Raw genomic sequence first — 19,242 nt, 5'->3', positions numbered from 1 at the left:
CCGCACGGAAAAAGCGCGGGAAAACGGACTCAGTCAACGTTTCACCGGCGCCCAGTTATCTAGAGGAATTCTATCGTGAAACACGGTCGATCCCTGCATTGGCGGGGCGCTGAGGCGGCTCAATGTGCCTCTCGCTGGCCATTGGCCCCGCCTGCAAGGCTCCAGCAGTCCCCTTTTTGGACTCCTATACGGCCGACGGCGGTTTGAGCGCCCTGCACGCCGTTTGGGCTTTGTTCCCGGAAGCCAGAATCGGAAGGAGCCGCACCCGGCGGATTCACTCCCGGCAGTCCCTGGTTGTGGCCGCTATCCGTAGGTGTCCCTGGGCCCGCGGCCGTTGACGGTGCGTCCGCCCTTGCGCCAGCTGGGTGCTGACGGGCCCAGCACCTGGATGCTGGTGACCACGCCGTCACCGAGTTCGGTGCGGAACTTTTCGAGCAGGCTTATGCTGAGCAGCCGCAGCTGCGTGGCCCAGGCCGTGGAGTCGCACCGGACATGAAGGGTGGTGTCGGTGAAGCTTTCCGGCGTGCAGTGGGCTGCGATTTCAGGGCCCACGAGCGCCGGCCACTCGGCCATGACCGATCCGACGGCCACCGGGGAGGTCCAGCCTCGCTCGGCGACCAGCCGGCCCACGACTTTACCCAGTCCCAGGGGGTCGCGTCCGGTGGAGTGGAACTGGCTGAAGCCCCGCGTTCCCTGGGCTGCGGTGCGCGGTTTTTGGCTGGCGCCTGCCCGCGGCGCCTTGCGACGGACCTCTCCACGGGCGGCCGCTGCTTCACGCATCCTGTTCAGCGCAGCCTGGGCGGCATCGATTTCATCGGGATCGCGGCCTGGCTGCAGGCCGCCGTCCTTATCCCTGTTCATCGATTCCTCCCGGGATTACCTTCACCCGCCGGCCCGCAAGCTCGTCCGGAATATCGGCGTCGACGGCGGCGGTCACCAGCACCTGCTCGGCGCCGGCAACTATTGCGGCCAGTTTACGCCGCCGCTGGACATCAAGTTCGGCGAAAACGTCGTCCAGGATGAGGATCGGCGCCGATCCTCCGGTGCGGGCGTCGTCGAGCATGACGTAGTAGGACGCCAGCCGCAGGGACAGGCACATGGACCACGTTTCACCGTGCGAGGCGTAGCCCTTGGCCGGGGCCTGCCCCAGCACCAGTTCCAGCTCGTCCCGGTGCGGACCCACCAGCGAGATGCCGCGTTCGAGTTCCTTGCGGCGGGACGCCGCGAAGGCCTGCACGTAGCGTTCGGCAAGGTCATCCACGGACAGCAGGCGGAGATCCTCCGCCTGCTGTCCCGGCTCTGACGGTGCGGTCGAAGCGCCGGCCGGCTCGCCGTCGTCGTCCATCATGTTCTGCAGAGTTGAGCGGTAGACCGCATCCGCGGCCTTGGAGCCATCGGTGAGTTGGGCATAGGCACTGTTGAGGTGCGGCCGCAGGCGCTCTACGAGTTCCAGCCTGGCATGGAGCAGCTCCGCTCCGGCGCGAGCCATGTGCTGGTCCCAGACATCGAGGGTGGCTTCGTGGCCGGCGGTGAACTTTCCGGCCCGTGCGGACTTCAGCAGTGCGTTCCGCTGTTTAAGCACGCGGTCATAGTCGCTGCGGGTGGCGGCGTGCCGGGGAACCAGGCTCACCAGGAGCTCGTCCAGGAAGCGGCGGCGGTTCGAGGGATCGCCTTTGACCAGCGCCAGGTCCTCCGGAGCGAACAGGACCGTGTGGCAGATGCCCAGCAGATCGCGCGCCCGGACGGGGTTGCTGCGGTTGATGCGGCCCCGGTTTGCCCGGCCGCCGTTGATCTCCAGCTCCAGGATGGTGGACTGTTCGCCCCGGACCAGCTTTGCCCGGATCAGGGCGCGGTCGGTTCCGAAGCGGAGCAACGGGCCGTCGGCACTGACCCGGTGTGAGCTGAGGGTTGCCAGGTAGCCGATGGCTTCCATCAGGTTGGTCTTGCCGATTCCGTTGGAGCCGACCAGAACCGTGACGCCCGGGTCAAACCGGAGATCAACCTGGGCGTAACTGCGGAAGTCGGTCAGGGACAGGTGTTCTAGGTACACGCGATCTTCGAATTCTTGGGAACCGCCGGTCCGGAAGACGGCCGGAACCCGGACACAGACTTACTTGGCCGGACGGGTGGCATGTCCGCCGAACTGGTGGCGCAGCGCGGACACCATTTTCATCGCCGGCGAGTTGTCCTCGCGGGAGGCGAAACGGGCAAAGAGTGCTGCGGTAATGGCGGGGGCCGGCACGGCATTGGCGATGGCCTCTTCCACGGTCCAGCGGCCTTCACCGGAGTCCTCGACGTAGTCGTCGATCGAGGCCAGTCCGGGATCCTCGTCCAGGGCCTTCACCATGAGGTCCAGCAGCCAGGACCGGACGACGGTTCCCTTCTGCCAGGCCCGGAAGGTTCCCGGGAGGTCCGTAACGATTTCCTTGGCGGCGAGGAGTTCGTAGCCTTCCGCATAAGCCTGCATCAGGCCGTACTCGATGCCGTTGTGCACCATCTTGGCGTAGTGGCCTGCGCCGACGCCGCCCACGTGGACGAAGCTGTCCGCGCGGTCGCCTTCGGGTCGGAGCGCATCAAAGACGGGAAGGGCGCGCTCGATGTCCTCGGCGTCGCCCCCGGCCATGAGCCCGTAGCCGTTCTGAAGGCCCCAGACTCCGCCGGAGACGCCGCAGTCAGCGAAGCGGATTCCCTTTTCGGCCAGGGCCGCGGCGTGCTTCTGGTCCTCGGTGAAGCGGGAGTTGCCGCCGTCGATCACCATGTCGCCGGGCTCCAGTTTGGCACCGAGCTCGGTGATGACGGCGTCGGTGATTTCACCGGAAGGAACCATAACCCAGATGAGGCGGGGCGCAGGAAGGGCGGCGATGAGTTCGTCCGTGGTGGCGACATCGGTAACCTCGGGGTTGCGGTCGAAGCCAGTGACTTCGATCCCGCCTTTGCGCAGCCGTTCGCGCATGTTGAAACCCATTTTTCCAAGGCCGATCAGTCCGATATGCACCGTGTGAACTCTTTTCTGCGCGGATGGTTAGGGATGGGCGGTCCACCCAACTAGGTAGCAGCTCAGGGCGTTCTGAACGCTGGGAAGCCCCTCAGCTGCTACCTAGTTGGGTGTGGGTTAGTTGGGGAGGCGCACCGGCATCACGAGGTAGCGGTAGTCGTCCTGGTCTTCGCCCTCGATGTCGTTCTGCGCTGTGATCATGGCGGGCTTCGGTGCCGTGGTGAAGGAAAAGCGCACAAACTTGGTTTCAATGACGCTGAGGCCTTCAACCAGGTAGTGCGGGTTGAAGGCAACGGTGATGTCTTCGCCGGACAGCTGTGCTTCGAGCTCTTCGGAGGCCTGGGCGTCCTCGCCGGTGCCGGCGTCGAGGTGCAGCTGGCCCTGGGTGAACGCGAGCCGGACCGGGGTGTTGCGTTCCGCCACGAGCGAGACGCGCCGGACGGCCTCGACGAGCTCCTGGGTCTGCACGGTGGCGTGAATCGGCGTGGAATCCGGGAACAGCGAGCGGATCTTGGGGTAATCGCCGTCGACCAGCAGCGACGTGGTGGTGCGGCCGCCGCTCTCAAAGCCGATAAGGCGGCTGTCGTCGTCGGCAATGGCGAGGTTGATGTCACCGCTGCCGCCCAAAGTCTTGGCAACCTCGTTCAGCGTCTTGGCTTTGACCAGGGCACTGGTGGAGATGCCCGGTGTGACGGGCTTCCAGGGAACTTCCCGCATGGCGAGCCGGTAACGGTCCGTGGCCAGGAGGGTGATGAGGTCGTCCTCGATCTCCATCCGCACGCCAGTGAGGATCGGAAGGGTGTCGTCCTTGCTCGCGGCGATGATCACCTGGGAGACGGCCTGGGCGAACGCGTCACCTGCGACGGTTCCGGTGATGGTGGGCAGGGCAGGCAACGGCGGGTACTCGGCCTCGGGCATGGTTGCCAGGTGGAAGCTGCTTCGGCGGCAGGTGAGCGTCACTTTGTTGCCGTCGGTTTCGATGTCCACCGGCGCTGAGGGCAGGCTGCGGCAGATGTCCGCCAGGAGGCGGCCGGAGACCAGGATGGTGCCTTCCTCCCTGATGTCGGCAGGAATTTCAAGCCTAGCGGAGGTCTCGTAATCGAAGCTGGACAGGCTGACTGTCCCGGATTCGGCCTTGAGAAGGAGGCCGGAGAGCACGGGTACGGGCGGCCGCGGAGACAACGACCGGGCTGTCCATGTGACGGCTTCTGCCAGGACGTCCCGTTCGACTCTGAACTTCACGGAAGGGTGCCGCCTTTCATTGCTGCTGCCATTTTCTGAACGGGAACTCGCAAGGAGCCCATAAGACCGTTGCCCCCAAAGCCCTTGACCTGCATGGTCCACGCATGGCCGACCGCAAACAAACCCAGGGATGGGAGCGCTGCAGACAGCTTAGCCGGAACTACAAGGATTTCCCCATCCCCGCCAGTGACGCCGGCTCTGCCGGCGGCCAAGTGGCCGGTGCTTTGGCCGGTGCGGGGAGGTCGGGGATGGAGATTGTTGTTTGAGGGACTTCAATTTTTTGGGATTAGTAGTGTTAATAACTGCTGTGGAAACTGTGGATAACCCGGTTTCGCGGTGCAGATCCGCGGTTAAGCCCTGTTCATGGACTGTGGGTTCGGCACGTTTTAAACAGGCTGTGGATGGGGACAACATTTTTGGCCGGTTGCGGTGATCCACAGACGGCTTAAGGGTTTTAAGCCCATTAACCGCGGTTGTCCCCTTAACTGTCCACAGGGTTATCCACACGCGCCTGTTAATAAGGTTAAGAACCTCGGATCAGGAGTCGCGCTGCTGCTGCTTGATGCGGTTGGTGAGCTCAGTAACCTGGTTGTAAATCACACGCCGCTCAGCCATGAGCTCACGGATTTTGCGGTCAGCGTGGATCACGGTGGTGTGGTCGCGGCCGCCGAGCTCCTGGCCGATCTTGGGCAGTGACATGTCGGTCAGCTCGCGGCACAGGTACATGGCGATCTGCCGCGCGGTCACCAGCGTCCGGGTCCGGGACTTGCTGCAGAGCTCCTCCATGCTGAGCTTGAAGTAGTCGGCCGTCTGCTGCAGGATCTGGCCCGACGTGATTTCCTGGGCGCCGTCGTCGGTGATGAGGTCCTTGAGCACCATCTCTGCGAGGGCCACATCCACCGGCTGGCGGTTGAGGCTGGCGAATGCCGTCACCCGGATGAGGGCGCCTTCGAGCTCGCGGATGTTGCTGGCGATCTTCGAAGCGATGTACTCCAGCGCGTCATCCGGCGCGGAGAGGCCTTCGCTGAGCGCCTTCTTCCGGAGGATGGCGATGCGGGTTTCCAGTTCAGGCGGCTGGATGTCCGTCAGCAGACCCCACTCGAAGCGGGATTTCATCCGGTCCTCGAAGCCTGCCAGCAGCTTGGGCGGCTGGTCCGAGGTGATGACCACCTGCTTGTTGTTGTTGTGCAGCGAGTTGAATGTGTGGAAGAACTCCTCCAGCGTCCGGTCCTTGCCGGCCAGGAACTGGATGTCGTCGATCAGCAGGACGTCGACGTTGCGGTACGTCGTCTTGAAGCTGGCGCCTTCATCGTCACGGATCGAGTTGATGAAGTCGTTGGTGAATTCCTCGGAGTTGACGTACCTGACGCGGATCCCGCTGTACAGGCGGCGGGCGTAGTGGCCGATGGCGTGCAGCAGGTGCGTTTTGCCCAGGCCGGAGTCACCGTAAATGAACAGCGGGTTGTACGCCTTGGCAGGGGCTTCCGCCACGGCGACGGCGGCGGCATGGGCAAACCGGTTGGAGGATCCGATCACGAAGGTGTCGAAAACGTACTTGGGGTTGAGGCGGCCGAATTCGTGTGAGGTGCTCGGCAGCATGGGCTGCGGCTTCTGCTCAATGGACGGATCGTTTGCGAGGGAAAGCTCGACGGCGGGTTCCGGCTCCTCGTGGATGGGCACCAGATCGGTGTCCACGTCGATCGCGCAGCGGATGTCATCCGAGAAGACGTTGCGGAGCGCGTCATCGAGAGCGTCCTTGACCTGCGTCTGGAGCACTTCCCGGGTCAGCTCGTTCGGGACTGCGACGAGAAGGGTGGAACCGATGAGGCCCTGGGCCTGCGCGAGGATGACAAAGCCGCGCTGCCGGGGCGAAACGCGGTCGTCCTGTTCGAGAAGGGTCACCACGCGCCGCCAGGAACTTCCGACAGTGTTGGCGTGGTTGGCTTCGTCTACTGTCATCAAATTTGGTTCCTCAAAGCTTGCTGCCTGCATTACATGCAGCCGCAAGCCTGGAACCAGGGTGCTGGCCCGGCTTAATCCACAGGGTTATGCACAGTCCGTGGATAATCGGCTACTGAGACACTCTAGGGGATGAAAAGCCTAGAAGATAGCTGGGAAGTGCCTTGTGGATAATTACACCGTTGTGGTTCGAAAACAGCGGTTGTGAGCCGCTTCATCCACAGGTTCTGCACGCCGTTAGCCACAGCTGGGGAAACACGCCGGGCAGCCTGCTGGTTTGACTCCCGGCGGCGTTTTGCCCTAACGTTGTGGAGTCCTTTGTGCCTGCTTTCTGACCCTATTTTGGACTTCCGGACACTCCGTGTGTTCCGGGAAATTCAGGGGAAGCAGACACATACAAAACTTAGCGTCGGCCAGTTCTTCCCCTTACTGATCGGGTGGGCGCACCTTTGATCCACTGGAGTAACTAACGTGAGCAAGCGGACTTTTCAGCCGAATAACCGCCGTCGGGCCAAGAAGCACGGCTTCCGCCTTCGTATGCGCACCCGTGCCGGCCGTGCCATTCTGGCCGCCCGCCGTGGCAAGGGCCGCACCGAACTGTCGGCCTAAATACTGACTTGTCGGTCTTCTTCCTTCTGCGAGATTAGCGGTGCTTGCCACCAGGAACCGCCTGAGGACTTCAACCGATTTTTCAACAACTGTACGTTCCGGCGTCCGCAATGGACGCCGGAACGTAGTGTTATATACGGCAACTATTGGAGCGGACGAGCCCAGCCGCATCGGGTTCATCGTTTCCAAGGCTGTCGGGAACGCTGTTGCCAGGAACCTCGTTAAGAGGAGACTTAGAGAAGCCGGCGCTGTCTCGCTGCACGAGTACGGCACCGGATTCGCTATTGTGGTGCGTGCTTTGCCCGCCTCCGCAACAGCCAGCTGGGATGAACTCCTGGCGGATTACAACGCCGCCTTGGAAAACACCATGAGGCGGCTGGCTGGCCGCCTTCCGGCGGTGACCGGAAAACGGCCAGCTGGAACGCCAACGGACGCAACAACACAGGAAGGGACACAGCGTGCTTGACCCGACTGCCGCCGTCGTCCATTCCCCCAAGTCCGCAGCAGCGGCCGCTGGCAGCTTCATCTGGAACCTGCCCCGCAATATCCTCATTCTTCTGCTTCTGGCCTACCGCAAGGTGGTTTCGCCCTTGTACGGCCAGGTCTGCCGCTTCTTTCCCTCCTGCTCGGCCTACGCGCTTGAAGCAGTCACAGTCCACGGCGCCGTTAAAGGCAGCTGGCTGGCGGCCAGGCGCCTGGCACGCTGCCATCCGTGGAACGCCGGTGGCGTGGACCATGTCCCCGCCGGCCACCGGGAATGGCCTGAAAACCGGACCCCCAGAATTGTTGTGCTGAATAACCCGGACAAGTACCTGGCTGCTCAGACTGATGGAGAAGGCCGCACTGCGGCCTGACGAATAGGGATATCGTATGGACTTCTTTGAAACAATCATGTTTCCGTTCAAGTGGCTTGTGTCCATCATCATGGTGGGCTTCCATGAGGGCCTGACTGCCATCGGGCTGCCTGCGGCCTCCGGCTGGACCTGGACCCTGTCCATCATCGGGCTCGTGCTCGTGATCCGGGCCGCCCTGATCCCCGTGTTCGTAAAGCAGATCAAGGCCCAGCGCGGCATGCAGCTGCTGCAGCCGGACCTGAAGAAGCTGCAGGACAAGTACAAGGGCAAGACCGACCAGCTCTCCCGCCAGGCCATGGCGCAGGAGCAGATGGCCATGTACAAGAAGCACGGGACCAACCCGTTCTCGGCCTGCCTGCCGATGCTGATTCAGATGCCGTTCTTCTTTGCACTGTTCCAGGTGCTGTCCGGCGTTTCGAATGCCAGCTCCAGCGGTCAGGGCATTGGTGCCATGAGCGCGAACCAGGTCCAGCAGTTCGACAAGTCCAGCATTTTCGGCGCCCCGCTGTCTGCGACCCTGCTCCACGGCACGCCCCCGGGCGGCAACGAGGTGGCCGTGTGGGTCCTGTCCATTCTGATGATCCTGGCGATGACGGCGTCCCAGTTCATCACCCAGAAGCAGATCATGGCCAAGAACATGTCAGAAGAGGCCATGGCCAGCCCTTTCATGCGCCAGCAGAAGATGATGCTGTACATCCTGCCCATCGTTTTCGGTGTGGGCGGCATTAACTTCCCCATCGGTGTCCTGATCTACTGGACCACCACCAACCTGTGGACCATGGGCCAGCAGTTCTTTGTCATTCGCCGGATGCCGACGCCGGGATCCCCCGCCGCCAAGGCCCTCGCCGAGCGCCGTGCCGCCAAGGGCCTTCCGGCCCTCCCCATCCTCGGCGGCAAGAAGGTCGACGCCGAAGCGGAAGCAGCTGCCGCCGCTGCGGTTGCGCAGGCCCGGACGCAGCGCACTCAGCCACAACGTAAGAACAGGAAGAAGAAGTAATGTCTGTTGAGAGCTCTGAACACGCACTTTCCGCTGAGGCCAGCGAAGACCAGGACTCCGTTGCCGGCACCGTGAACGCGGGCAAGGGCACGTCGGCAAGCCGCCTGGAAGAAGAGGGCGACGTGGCCGCCGACTACCTTGAGGAACTGCTGGACATTGCCGATATCGACGGCGACATCGACATTGAGGTCCGGAACGGACGCACCTACATCTCGATCGTGACCGAGGAAGAATCCGCCGGGCTCGAAAGCCTCGTGGGACGCGACGGCGAGGTGCTGGAAGCCCTGCAGGAACTGACCCGGCTCTCCGTTCTTTCCGCGACGGAAAACCGCTCTCGCCTGGTGCTCGACATCAACGGCTACCGCAAGGAACGCGCTGGCCACCTGCAGAAAATCGCCGAGGACGCCGTTGCCAGCGTCAAGGAAAACGGCGAGGCCGTGGCGCTGGAGCCCATGAGTGCCTACGAGCGGAAGATCGTCCACGACGCCGTCGCCGACCTTGGATTCGTCAGCGAGTCCGAGGGCGAGGGTGCGGGCCGGCACATCGTCGTTTCCGCCGACTGAACCGTTGGCTGACGTACTGATGGTTGAAATGACGGCTGCCGAGCGCCTGGCGGCGGAGAAGATCTTCGGCGACCGCCTGGGCCTGGCTGAACGGTATGTCGAACACCTGGCGACGTCCGGGACCGAGCGCGGACTGATTGGTCCGCGGGAAATCCCCAGGCTCTGGGGACGCCATGTCCTGAACTGCGCGGTGATCGAAAGTGAAATTCCGCAGGGAAGCCACGTGGCCGACGTCGGAAGCGGCGCCGGCCTTCCGGGCCTCTGCCTGGCCATTGCCCGTCCTGACCTCGAGCTGACCCTCATCGAACCGCTGGAACGCCGGGTGATCTGGCTGCAGGAAGTGGTTGACGATCTGGGGTTGGGCAACGTCACGGTTATGCGCACGCGCGCCGAACTTGCCGTTGGCATGGTGACGGCCGACGTCGTAACGGCCCGGGCAGTGTCCGCACTGAGCAACCTTGCAGGCCTCACCATTCCGCTGCTCGGCGGTGAAGGTGAAGTCGTGGCCATCAAGGGCCGCAGTGCCGGCGAGGAGATCGAAAAGGCAGCCAAGGCCATCCGCAAGCTTGGCGGCGTGGAGACCTCGGTGGTCACCGTGGGCCAGGACCTGCTCGAGGAACCTACCACGGTGGTGCGGATCGTAGTTAAGAAGACCCAAAAGAGCGCCTAGCCCCGCAAGGTGCCGCGGGTCCTTAGGGTGTAGCGGTTAGGCTAGAGAACGGCAGTGAAAGCCGAACGAGAGTGAGTGTGTCCCAGTGACCAGTAGCGAAACCTCCACGCAGCGGATTCCCCCGTTCGTGTCCCTGGGGTCGGCGCGTGCCTTTGGCGTATCACCGGTCGCTACAACGGCAAATCAATTCAATCCGGTTGCTGGCGCGGGAGCTGCCAAGGTTTCACGTGAAACTGCGGCCCGCGGGAACGTGTTGGACACACTGGATGACTCAAGCCCCATCGCCCGGGAACTCGCGCACGAGAACCGGCGTCGGGAGCGGCTCCTCGGCCGTAACCTGCCGAAACCGGAGAAGACGCGGATCTTCACAGTTTCAAACCAAAAGGGTGGCGTGGGTAAAACCACAACCACTGTGAACATCGCTGCGGCGCTGGCAGCGGCCGGCCTGAACGTGCTGGTCATCGACATCGACCCGCAGGGCAACGCGTCCACGGCTCTGGGCATTGAGCACCATGCCGACGTCGACAGCATCTATGACGTGCTGATCAATGATGTGGCGCTTGAAGATGTAGTGGCACAGTGCCCGGACATCAGCAACCTCATTTGCGCGCCGGCCACCATCCACTTGGCCGGCGCCGAGATCGAACTGGTCTCGCTGGTGGCACGGGAACAGCGCCTCCGCCGCGCTATCGACGTCTATGCCAAAGCCCGGCAGAAGAAGGGCGAGCAGCGGCTCGACTACATCTTCATTGACTGCCCGCCCAGCCTGGGACTGCTGACGGTCAACGCCTTCTGCGCGGCCGGCGAAGTGCTCATCCCCATCCAGTGCGAATACTACGCACTCGAGGGCCTGAGCCAGCTGCTGAAGAACATCGAGATGATCCAGAAGCACCTGAACGCGGATCTGGAGGTCTCCACGATTCTGCTGACCATGTACGACGGGCGGACCAACCTGGCCGCCCAGGTCGCAGCGGAAGTCCGGCAGCACTTCCCGGACCAGGTCCTCGACGCCGTTGTCCCGCGCTCCGTCCGGATCTCCGAAGCGCCGAGTTACCAGCAGACTGTCATGACCTACGATCCATCCTCCAGCGGCGCGTTGTCCTACCTGGAAGCCGCAGCGGAAATCGCTGAGCGTTAGAATTTTCCAAACACAGCAACAGCCGGAGCCCGGCATAGCCGGGCTCTTCCGATGGAGGGAATCATCCATGAGCGATAAGCGACGCGGGCTCGGTCGCGGTCTTGGCGCACTCATTCCAAGTTCCGCTTCCGCAGGCGCTTCGGGTAACGGAGCAGCTCCGTCGCGCCCTGTGGATCTCTTCTTCCCGGAGGCGCGCAAGACGGCTGAACCCGTCCCTGCGGCAGGGCCGGACGTGTCTGTCCCCGACGAAGCCCCGGCTCGCCGGTCCGGCCGGAAGGCTGCGGAGTCTTCCGAAGTTCCGGAGTCGACCGAAGCGGATGCGAAGGACGCTTCGGATTCAGTGAAGGCCTCTTCTGCCAAGTCAACGGCGAAGACCGCCGCTTCCCGGACCGGTGGCGCTTCGGGTGCCGCCGCGGATGCCGTCAAGAATGCTGTTGCGGCCAGAGCCGCCAAGGACGCTAAGAAGTCCGGGCCCGTTCGCCCGGACTCGTCCGCCGTGGACGGGCCTCAGGACGACGCCGCTTCAGCCCAGGCTGCCGACGGCCGGCACGAGGCAGGCTCCGCTGCTGTCCCCGACAACGGCGTCGATCTCGTCGAGGTGCCCGGCGTGCGTTTCGCTGAAATCCCGGTTACTGACATCCATCCCAACCGCAAGCAGCCGCGAACCGTCTTCGATGAGGACGACATGGCGGAGCTTGTTCACTCCGTTCGGGAAATAGGCGTCCTCCAGCCAATTGTGGTGCGTACTTCAACCGAAAAGGGTGGAGAACCGTACGAGCTGGTGATGGGTGAACGTCGGTGGCGTGCAGTCCAGGCCGCCGGACTCTCCACGATCCCGGCGATTGTCCGTGACACGACGGATGATGACCTGCTCCGGGACGCGCTTCTGGAGAACCTCCACCGCAGCCAGCTAAATCCGCTCGAAGAGGCTGCCGCGTACCAGCAGCTGCTTGAGGATTTTGGCACAACGCACGAGCAGCTGGCTGACCGGATCGGACGCTCCCGCCCGCAGGTCTCCAACACTCTGCGTTTGTTGAAGCTTCCCCCGCTGGTCCAGCGTCGCGTGGCAGCCAATGTGCTCTCGGCCGGCCACGCCCGGGCCCTCCTCTCGCTTCCCGACGCAGCCTCCATGGAACGCCTGGCCCAGAAGATCGTGGCTGAGGGCATGTCGGTCCGTGCCACCGAGGAAGCGGTAACGCTACACCGCGAACCCGTGATGCCGGCCAAGAACAACATCCCCCGCCCTGGTGCACGCCACGAGCGGTTGGACTACCTGGCCTCCTCGCTCTCGGACAGGCTGGACACCAACGTGAAGATCTCGCTCGGCGCGCGCAAGGGCCGCGTGAGCATCGAGTTCGCAAGTGTTGAAGACCTCAACCGGATCATGGATGTGCTTGCTCCGGGAGCCGACAACTAAGGTACTAGTCGAAGATTGGGGTCCGTTCGAATGAACGGGCCCTTTTCTATTCCTTCGCGCGGACCCTGGCGAAGATAGTCGATGCCTTTGACTGTCTTGCTAGCCCCGGGAACGACTTCGCAGCCAGGTTGGATTGCAAGACGGCTGACGGGCTACTGGAGCTGGTGTTTGGGATGGATGGCCCTGTGGGTTGATTCCCTCTTGGGCTGTTTATGAGGCCGGCCTCCAGACGAACAGTGCTGCTCAACGGTTTGCTTCGATGCCGCTTGTCGTTTCACGTGGGACGAGAATGACTGGCTCCAGAGGTGCGGCAATGGCACGTTCCTTAAACCCCAGGCCAATGCGGTCAACTGCTCCTCACTTTGCGGGTTGTGGTTACCGCCCGATGCCCTTCCCAATGGGATCGATCCGCTGCACTATAGGGTCTGTGGGACGCCCGGTGGTGCCGCTCGGATGATGGTGCGATGGCCGCTTCGCCGCGCCGGATTTGTATGTTCAGACCGACGTCCGGCGTTTTGTGCTGGTTTAGGGCGACTCCTCACGCCGTCTCGGTTAAGTTCAGGTTGTGGCCAGCGCCATGCAGGCATTCAGCGAGCAGCTCCAACCCGGCGGCCGTCCCACGTCCTGTGTGCCCTCTACGCGTCAAGGCTCGACGGTCTTCCGCTCCCCGCACATGCATCGTGGGCTTGGGCCTTATGCGTTGCGGAGGATCCGAGATGGAATCATGCGTGCCTTTGTCGTCGTCATGACCCGCAAACCTGCAGTTCATGATGATACTGGGCGCAGTGCGGTCTGGTGGTGTATGTCCGCCGGTTTAGACGCAAGAGTGACTTTGGGACTCGATGCATGTTGCACGTGAAACTCCGCCCTAGCTGCCTGCTCTAGCCTGCCTTTCAGATCCTGAACGACTGTTCCCAGAGCCTCAAGGGCTGCTGTCTCGCTGGTGCCAGTGTGGCCGGTGCAGCAGTTCGAGGGTGAGTTTTTCCGGTTTAGGCGTCCAGGCCACGGGGATTGCGCCAAATACCTGCCGGTTCTATCTTCGCTCCGCACGTTCAGTAGGATGCGTCGTCGGGAAGGGTGCGCAATTCGCATCAGAGACTGGCGTCGAATCGAGGATGCCTGCCAACAGCGCGCGACGGCGCAGCTGCACAAACACCAGGGTCGTCATCTCGTGAGTCCAGGTCCGGGTCTGGTGGATTCGGATTGCTTGATTTTGCATGGGTCCGATGAGTCGTTGGCCGGCTTCTGTAATGCTCCGGCGGGCCAAATGGCATCGCATGTTCCCGTTTCGTTTCACGTGAAACACGGGGTCGGGGAAGGGGGCGGGGTCTGGTGTGAGAGGTGGCTGTGGTCACGGTCCACACAGGTGGGCGTGCCTCCGCCACTAGGCGCCGCATGTTTCACGTGAAACAAGCGAAGCCACATGCTCCCAGTTATGCCAGCGAGCGACCGACAGATGTGGACCCATCGCCAGAGCGGCCTGAGTTTGGCGGGCGCCTGACTTCGAGTGTTGTTCCGCAGTCTGAATTGGATGACGGTATGCCGCTACGCAATGGATCGCAGGTGCGCGGAGCCAACGTGCGTATCGTGTGGACAAGGTACCAACGGCCACGTGGGGATCCTCAAGGTGCTCTCGTCCCCTAGCGTCCCCGGGGTGGAGACGCAGACACATAGCTGCAGAGGAATGCGGACTCGGTCATCAGACGCGTCCGGCTGGCAACGAACGACAGGGACCTAAGGAACCACGATAGGCAGGAGTATCACCCGCACCTAGACCCGCTTCGTAGCTACAGGCTCGATAACTGAGGGCGCGAAGGACGGGTCCCGCAGGGGCTCCACAAGGTCCTGCCAGCATTCGTATCCCCCGTGTTCGCGGTCATCCGGGAATGCGGGCCTCTCCCCGCGGCCTGACAGGGTATTGTGGCAGCCCAGTGGGCGGGCACCGCAACGCACACAGCTCCTTCAAGGACAGGTCGTGCCTTGCTTCGCTGATCCCCTGGCGTCTGGTTTCTTGTGCCCTTCCATGAACGATCTACGTCGAGCCCTGCAACGCGGCGTCCGTCCATCCGAGGGTGGCCATCTTCGGGCCGGCTTCCATCATGATTCGCGGCGCCTACCGCCGACGTGGCCTCGTCCCAACTGCAGCGGCTCGGCGCCGCTCTCCCGTCGCCCCGCCCGTTCCACGTTTCACGTGAAACGGGCCGGGCCTCATTTCCCTGCATTGGTAGCTGGCAGCCGGCGCAGAATCGTGAATCATCCCAGCAGAGCCAAGTGGAAGCCAACCCTATATCCGTGGCAGCGTGGAAGTGCAGCGCACCCTCCGAGAGAAATGTTGCTCAGGTCCACCCGAAATTCCCGGGAAGCGACGGCCGACTGGGGCATGACGAGAACGCTGCAATCCCCCAACTATCCCCGGCCACACTGGGTAGCCCTATCGCGGAATCGTGTCAGCACTGGGTCCAATCTCGCGGATCAGGGCTTCCCGCCAGTGCACCGAGGCTTTGGTTCAGGCTGGTGAAGAAGCCCGGGCCAGTACCGACATTCTGGTCGTCCTGGCAGAATCCGGCGTATCTGGCTCGCCTCTACCCGATCTGGTGCAGCACCAGTTCCTAACCTCACCAACCCAGAATTGACCTCGCGTCCCACCGTTGTCGGCATCCGTGTGGTAGGGCATCGACTCTTCAGTCACTGAAGTCATCGGCCTGGAGCGAGACCGGTTCGGCCTGTGTTTGTGCTGCGGGACTACCTCTCGAGGACCAGGCGTTTGGGCTAATTTCGCTGGTGATAAGCCGGTGGATAACGCTGTGGATAACTGTGTGGATAAAACTGGGGATATGACACAGGTCGCGGAGCTCCAGTGCTATGTCGGCCAATGCGGCTAGGCCCGGGTGATGTTGGTCCTCATCGACATCTGACGTGCACGTTTCACGTGAAACGCATCGCCTACGCTGGGGCCGCGTTCCGCCGCGCCCCAAGGTGGCGTCCGAAGGGTAATCATCCACCTAAATCCGTAGTTTATCCTGCGTGCGGTGCCAGAACTGGCCTGAGTGATCCCCCCGGGGGGCCGGCCAGGTTCGTGCACGCAATTTGGTGGCTCGTGCGTCCACGACTTAAGGCATCCGTGATTGTAGTCACGTATGGCCCGGTGGATCCACAGGCTGGGTGAGGAGGTTGTGGATAACCCTGTGAATTAGGCTGTGGATAAAGGTGTGAATAATGTCATGGTGAGTCACACCATATCGGCACGTGACGTAACCGAACTGGCCTCAGCGTCGGTCGTGCCGTGAGCCTCGTCCGGAGTTCCTAACCGAGTTTGGGGGGCAAAGGCAGAACCCAGATGCCGATGGGTTCCCCACTGATGCGGTCTTGAGCGAGGTGGCGCGCGACTTTGAATTGGCAACCCAGAGCCGACGCCGGTTGGCCAGTGCTGGGAGCTGGACTTATCCAGCTCCCAGGGAACAAAGAGGGATGTGCGTTCTTGAACCACGCTGGACCTTGCTGGATTGGCTGGGATGTCCGGAGCGCAGTTGCGATGAACCCAGCCGCTGAGCCGACCAACCTGCGCCATCCTCAATGGTGACGGGCGGAATTCAACGCTGCGGTCATTCGGCGCTGCATAGAGAATCGGACCATCGCGTGTTGCCCTGACACTCGGGCAGTACCCGCCGCTCTTACGTTCCACGGGTACAGTGCTCCCCGGGCTCGGCTGCGTCTTGAAAATCGGCGCGAGATTGCCCTATGCGTAGCGGGTCTCGATCGACCAGCTACCCGGTCGACCACGTACTGGGACGCTGTAGCCTAGTCCCATGGTCCGCCAGTCGCTTCTGTTGCCCCGGGCGGACGATGCACCGGTGGTGAGACGACAGGGCATGGACGAAGTGGGAGGCCGGGATGCTGCTGCCCCACCCCTGACTTGTCGAGTTCTCTCTAGGTTCCGGCATAAGAGGCTCCACGTGCTCTGACTGTCGTGGGGCCGCCCAGGTGCTTCGAATCGGGATCGAGGCTGCGTACTGAATCGCCGTCAAATGCAAAGCTTGCTTTGCTTTGATTCGCATCTCGTCGGCGGCTATGGCGCGGTTGGCGTCCGCAGCGTCTCAGCAGGCCAAGGCCAAGGCCTATGGCCATGAATAGCCCGTCCACACGAAGGCATCTTATGAGGTGACGCGGGAGCCGGAACCCGCCCGGCAGAATTCGGTGGAGAATCATGCTGGGGACGTGCCGCGATATGCTCGCACGCGTGGATAACGTGGATGGCGTGGATGGATGGGGACCTGCGATGCCCTGGACGGCTCTCTGGGCCAAGGACGCTTGCGACGGCCCTGCTTCAGCACTGCTTCGTTCAGTGCACCTGCGTTGTACGTCCAGCTCCTGTGTGAGCTCATCCGACGGGCTGGTGCTTCGGGTCATCGTGTCTCTTCCTGTGCGGAGTCAGGTCGTGGGCCTCACAGTCCTGTCCTCACGTTTCACGTGAAACGTTGAGCTAGAGCCCAGTCGTCCCTCCCCCAAGCCGCATCGGATCGAGGATGCCACCGACCCCGCCGATCCGAATGCGGCTTCGCCAGGCGGTGGCCCCGTACTCAGTGAGGCGTTCGGTGGCAGAGTCCGGTAAGTAGTAGCCGGCAGGCCTGAGCGCCCTGGAGCGCGAACGGACGGTTAGCACGTGCGGCTCATCAGAAGCTGAAACCAAGCGTGGCTCTAAGAACGGAGGCCTAAAGAACCCGCGCACCACCGCTCTTTTGATTCCAGAATAGGGCGCCACTTGGCTGCCTGCGTGCTTGTGTTGGACCTGCACATCGCCGACCTGCAGCGCTGTTTCACGTGAAACACAGACGCGGATCGATCACGTCCGAGCGGTCCGAAATGTACTCCTGCGCTCAAAAATGAAGAGCATGGATCCGGCTAGATGCAGTCGGTGCTTCGCACGAATGACGGTGCAGCAAGGCTTTGGCGGCGCGCCAGGATGACTGGCGAAGCATGACGACTACAGCAGTTGGCGGCATTCTGCAGAACACGCCTCTCGCCTCGTCCGGGTGGCCGTGGGTGCAGCGTGCCCGACAAGCTGCAATGAGGGTCGAACGGGCAGTCGAAGCGCTTAGGCCGGTTCCTGAAAGAGCCGCATTCCAAGAAGCGGTGTATCTAGCGGTCCATGCGTGTATTCCGGATGCCTACCTTGCTTCGGCCGGCCGCTGGTTCGGTGCACTAACGTGCTCTGCCTTAGTGCCCGAGGCCTTTAGTGCCCGAGCTCGATCCGGACCGAACCGATTGCGCACTGTGTGCCAATGTCGCATTGTGTACCAATGATTCGACGAGGCGAGGCGTGGTCGTAGCCGAAAGACGCAATACCACGGATGCGCCGCCGGGCCGGTCTGAAGGCGTCGTCGACCGTAGTCAACGTTGGGCGTCTGCGAGTTTGCACGGCGGCTGGGTATAACTCGCGGCTCACCATGTCGTGTTGGCAACCTGAATACATTGTTAGCCCTGTATTGCGACCCATCCTGTCGTGGTCCAAGATTGCACAAATCCGAAAAATCTCCGAGATCCGGGTGCAGGAATGTTGCCCATTTTTGGGCCTCTACCAGCTCAAAAGTATGGCCCACGGAACAGTATCGCGCGTGCCCGGTGTTGGCGGGGTGCCCTGTTAGCCAGGCCAGACCCGACTTGGCCAGGCCGGGAAACGCTGGGGAAGGGCGTGTTTGGGTGCTTCAGGATGTTCCAAGCTGACGCGGGCAGGGCACTCGCGTGCTGAGCCATCCGTGCAGGGTCGGGTCGATCTCAGATCACGGGCAGGCGCTGGTCCCTTAGGGGAGATCGATCGGGATTCTCTAGTGCCGCCTGTGCTGGAGCCGATAACTGGCGGTAGGCGGCTGACTAATTCCCCGCGGCGATCATGTTTCACGTGAAACGCGCATGCCGGAATAGGCATCGAGTCGGACGTGGGGCCGGGATGGGTGGTGTCCCTGGGAGGCTACGTTGAGCCCGCCATGCTGCGTCCATGGGTAGCAGCGCAGTCACCGGTTTGCGCTGAGAATTCCAGATCTCCGCCAGGAGGCGTACCGCGGGCCAGGTGGAGGCGCGACTTTGATTCAGCAAATATGGAGTGCACGTGATGGCGGGGCGAATGGCTTATGTCGGCTAATGGTCCCTCCCCGTGTGGAACGGCGCCTGCTAACAAGATTCCATGCGGAAGCTGGACTACTGCGACAATCACTCCCAATGCCCGACCGTACACATGGGAGCACGGGCCTGGTGCCAGGCCCCGGTAACGAGCGGCGTTGTACGAAAGGGACCGATCACGGGGATTTGGCGCGTATAGACGAGAATTGTCATTACTCGTTACCGGGCAGCGGAGGGCGGAGACCGCGTGCTGCAGGGACGAGGGAACCCTCAGGCGGTGCGGGCAAGAACTGCGGCCAAGAGTACGCGCGACGGTCTGCGTGCCCGGAGTCAACCTGGCTGCCACCCACGTCCCAACAGTCGCCTGGGTATACCCAGTTAGACGGGCCACCGCAAGTGAGCCAGTTTCACGTGAAACATTGACAGCGTACGTCTACATGCGTTTCTGGCTCCGGCTGGCGTCGCGCGGCGTCGAGCGCACCTGATCCGCCGCCGCCGCGACGCAAAATGCAGCGGTTCGATGGAGGCATACGGGTCGAAATCGCTTGTATCGAGACCTGCAACCGTCACAATGATTCTTGGCCAATGTACCCGCAGAAAGAGATTGAACCAGGTTACCTTTTGACTCTCTCGAAGCCCCGCTCAGTCCAGAGGCTGGTGATGCCGCCGGCACTCAGTTGAAGG

Annotated in this window: 12 protein-coding genes and 1 pseudogene; 8 read left to right on the top strand and 5 right to left on the bottom strand. The window is 62.5% G+C overall.

Annotated elements, in window-relative coordinates; all coding sequences use genetic code 11:
* Positions 1–303 precede the first annotated feature (303 nt).
* The 5 genes and pseudogenes from ARGLB_RS06235 to dnaA all read right to left on the bottom strand — a co-directional run bounded on the left by ARGLB_RS06235 (position 304) and on the right by dnaA (position 6,196).
* A complete protein-coding gene (locus ARGLB_RS06235; protein WP_003800224.1) occupies positions 304–861 on the bottom strand; it encodes a DciA family protein in 558 nt (185 codons plus the stop codon).
* Positions 848–2,050, bottom strand: a complete 1,203-nt coding sequence (recF, locus tag ARGLB_RS06230) for a DNA replication/repair protein RecF (RefSeq protein ID WP_003800222.1) — start codon at positions 2,048–2,050, stop codon at positions 848–850. The genes ARGLB_RS06235 and recF overlap by 14 nt, the downstream gene beginning before the upstream one ends.
* Positions 2,051–2,110: 60 nt before the next feature.
* Positions 2,111–3,022: pseudogene (gene gnd / locus ARGLB_RS06225) on the bottom strand (phosphogluconate dehydrogenase (NAD(+)-dependent, decarboxylating)); the annotation flags it as partial.
* Positions 3,023–3,112: 90 nt separating this feature from the next.
* Positions 3,113–4,237, bottom strand: coding sequence for a DNA polymerase III subunit beta (gene dnaN, locus ARGLB_RS06220; RefSeq protein ID WP_003800218.1), 1,125 nt, complete (start codon positions 4,235–4,237; stop codon positions 3,113–3,115).
* A 537-nt stretch (positions 4,238–4,774) separates the two neighbouring features.
* On the bottom strand, positions 4,775–6,196 hold the full coding sequence (gene dnaA / locus ARGLB_RS06215; RefSeq protein WP_003800214.1) for a chromosomal replication initiator protein DnaA: 1,422 nt from the start codon (positions 6,194–6,196) through the stop codon (positions 4,775–4,777).
* 471 nt (positions 6,197–6,667) lie between these two features.
* Here dnaA and rpmH point away from each other — a divergent pair, with 471 nt between their 5' ends.
* From rpmH to ARGLB_RS06185, 8 genes are all read left to right on the top strand, one after another.
* Entirely contained in the window at positions 6,668–6,805 is a 138-nt protein-coding gene (rpmH, locus tag ARGLB_RS22700; RefSeq protein WP_003800212.1) for a 50S ribosomal protein L34, read from the top strand.
* Between the two features lie 40 nt (positions 6,806–6,845).
* Positions 6,846–7,271 carry a ribonuclease P protein component gene (gene rnpA, locus ARGLB_RS22695; protein ID WP_083839604.1) on the top strand — a complete coding sequence of 142 codons (426 nt, stop codon included), beginning with the start codon at positions 6,846–6,848 and terminating at the stop codon, positions 7,269–7,271.
* Entirely contained in the window at positions 7,264–7,659 is a 396-nt protein-coding gene (gene yidD, locus ARGLB_RS06210) for a membrane protein insertion efficiency factor YidD (RefSeq protein WP_003800208.1), read from the top strand. The genes rnpA and yidD overlap by 8 nt, the downstream gene beginning before the upstream one ends.
* Before the next feature lie 16 nt (positions 7,660–7,675).
* On the top strand, positions 7,676–8,656 hold the full coding sequence (yidC, locus tag ARGLB_RS06205; protein WP_003800205.1) for a membrane protein insertase YidC: 981 nt from the start codon (positions 7,676–7,678) through the stop codon (positions 8,654–8,656).
* Complete coding sequence (locus tag ARGLB_RS06200) at positions 8,656–9,219, top strand: Jag family protein (protein WP_003800203.1); 564 nt, start codon at positions 8,656–8,658, stop codon at positions 9,217–9,219. Before yidC ends, ARGLB_RS06200 begins: the two co-directional genes overlap by 1 nt.
* 19 nt (positions 9,220–9,238) lie before the next feature.
* Positions 9,239–9,889: a 16S rRNA (guanine(527)-N(7))-methyltransferase RsmG gene (rsmG, locus tag ARGLB_RS06195; RefSeq protein ID WP_043418200.1), complete on the top strand. Its 651-nt coding sequence runs from the start codon at positions 9,239–9,241 to the stop codon at positions 9,887–9,889.
* Positions 9,890–9,974: 85 nt separating this feature from the next.
* Entirely contained in the window at positions 9,975–11,027 is a 1,053-nt protein-coding gene (locus ARGLB_RS06190) for a ParA family protein (protein WP_003800200.1), read from the top strand.
* Between the two features lie 67 nt (positions 11,028–11,094).
* A complete protein-coding gene (locus ARGLB_RS06185) occupies positions 11,095–12,444 on the top strand; it encodes a ParB/RepB/Spo0J family partition protein (protein WP_003800198.1) in 1,350 nt (449 codons plus the stop codon).
* Positions 12,445–19,242 lie beyond the last annotated feature (6,798 nt).

Origin of the sequence: Arthrobacter globiformis NBRC 12137, assembly GCF_000238915.1 — a bacterium.
In the GTDB taxonomy this organism is placed as follows: domain Bacteria; phylum Actinomycetota; class Actinomycetes; order Actinomycetales; family Micrococcaceae; genus Arthrobacter; species Arthrobacter globiformis.
Note: the sequence above shows the minus strand (reverse complement) of the source record. Positions and strands in the feature narration are given on the sequence as shown.

Bases quoted from the DNA above. Each gene is read 5' to 3' on its own strand.
- ARGLB_RS06200 (WP_003800203.1), top strand. From the start codon at position 8,656: ATGTCTGTTGAGAGCTCTGAACACGCACTTTCCGCTGAGGCCAGCGAA.
- ARGLB_RS06235 (WP_003800224.1), bottom strand. From the start codon at position 861: ATGAACAGGGATAAGGACGGCGGCCTGCAGCCAGGCCGCGATCCCGAT.
- dnaA (WP_003800214.1), bottom strand. From the start codon at position 6,196: ATGACAGTAGACGAAGCCAACCACGCCAACACTGTCGGAAGTTCCTGG.
- yidC (WP_003800205.1), top strand. From the start codon at position 7,676: ATGGACTTCTTTGAAACAATCATGTTTCCGTTCAAGTGGCTTGTGTCC.
- ARGLB_RS06185 (WP_003800198.1), top strand. From the start codon at position 11,095: ATGAGCGATAAGCGACGCGGGCTCGGTCGCGGTCTTGGCGCACTCATT.
- rsmG (WP_043418200.1), top strand. From the start codon at position 9,239: ATGGTTGAAATGACGGCTGCCGAGCGCCTGGCGGCGGAGAAGATCTTC.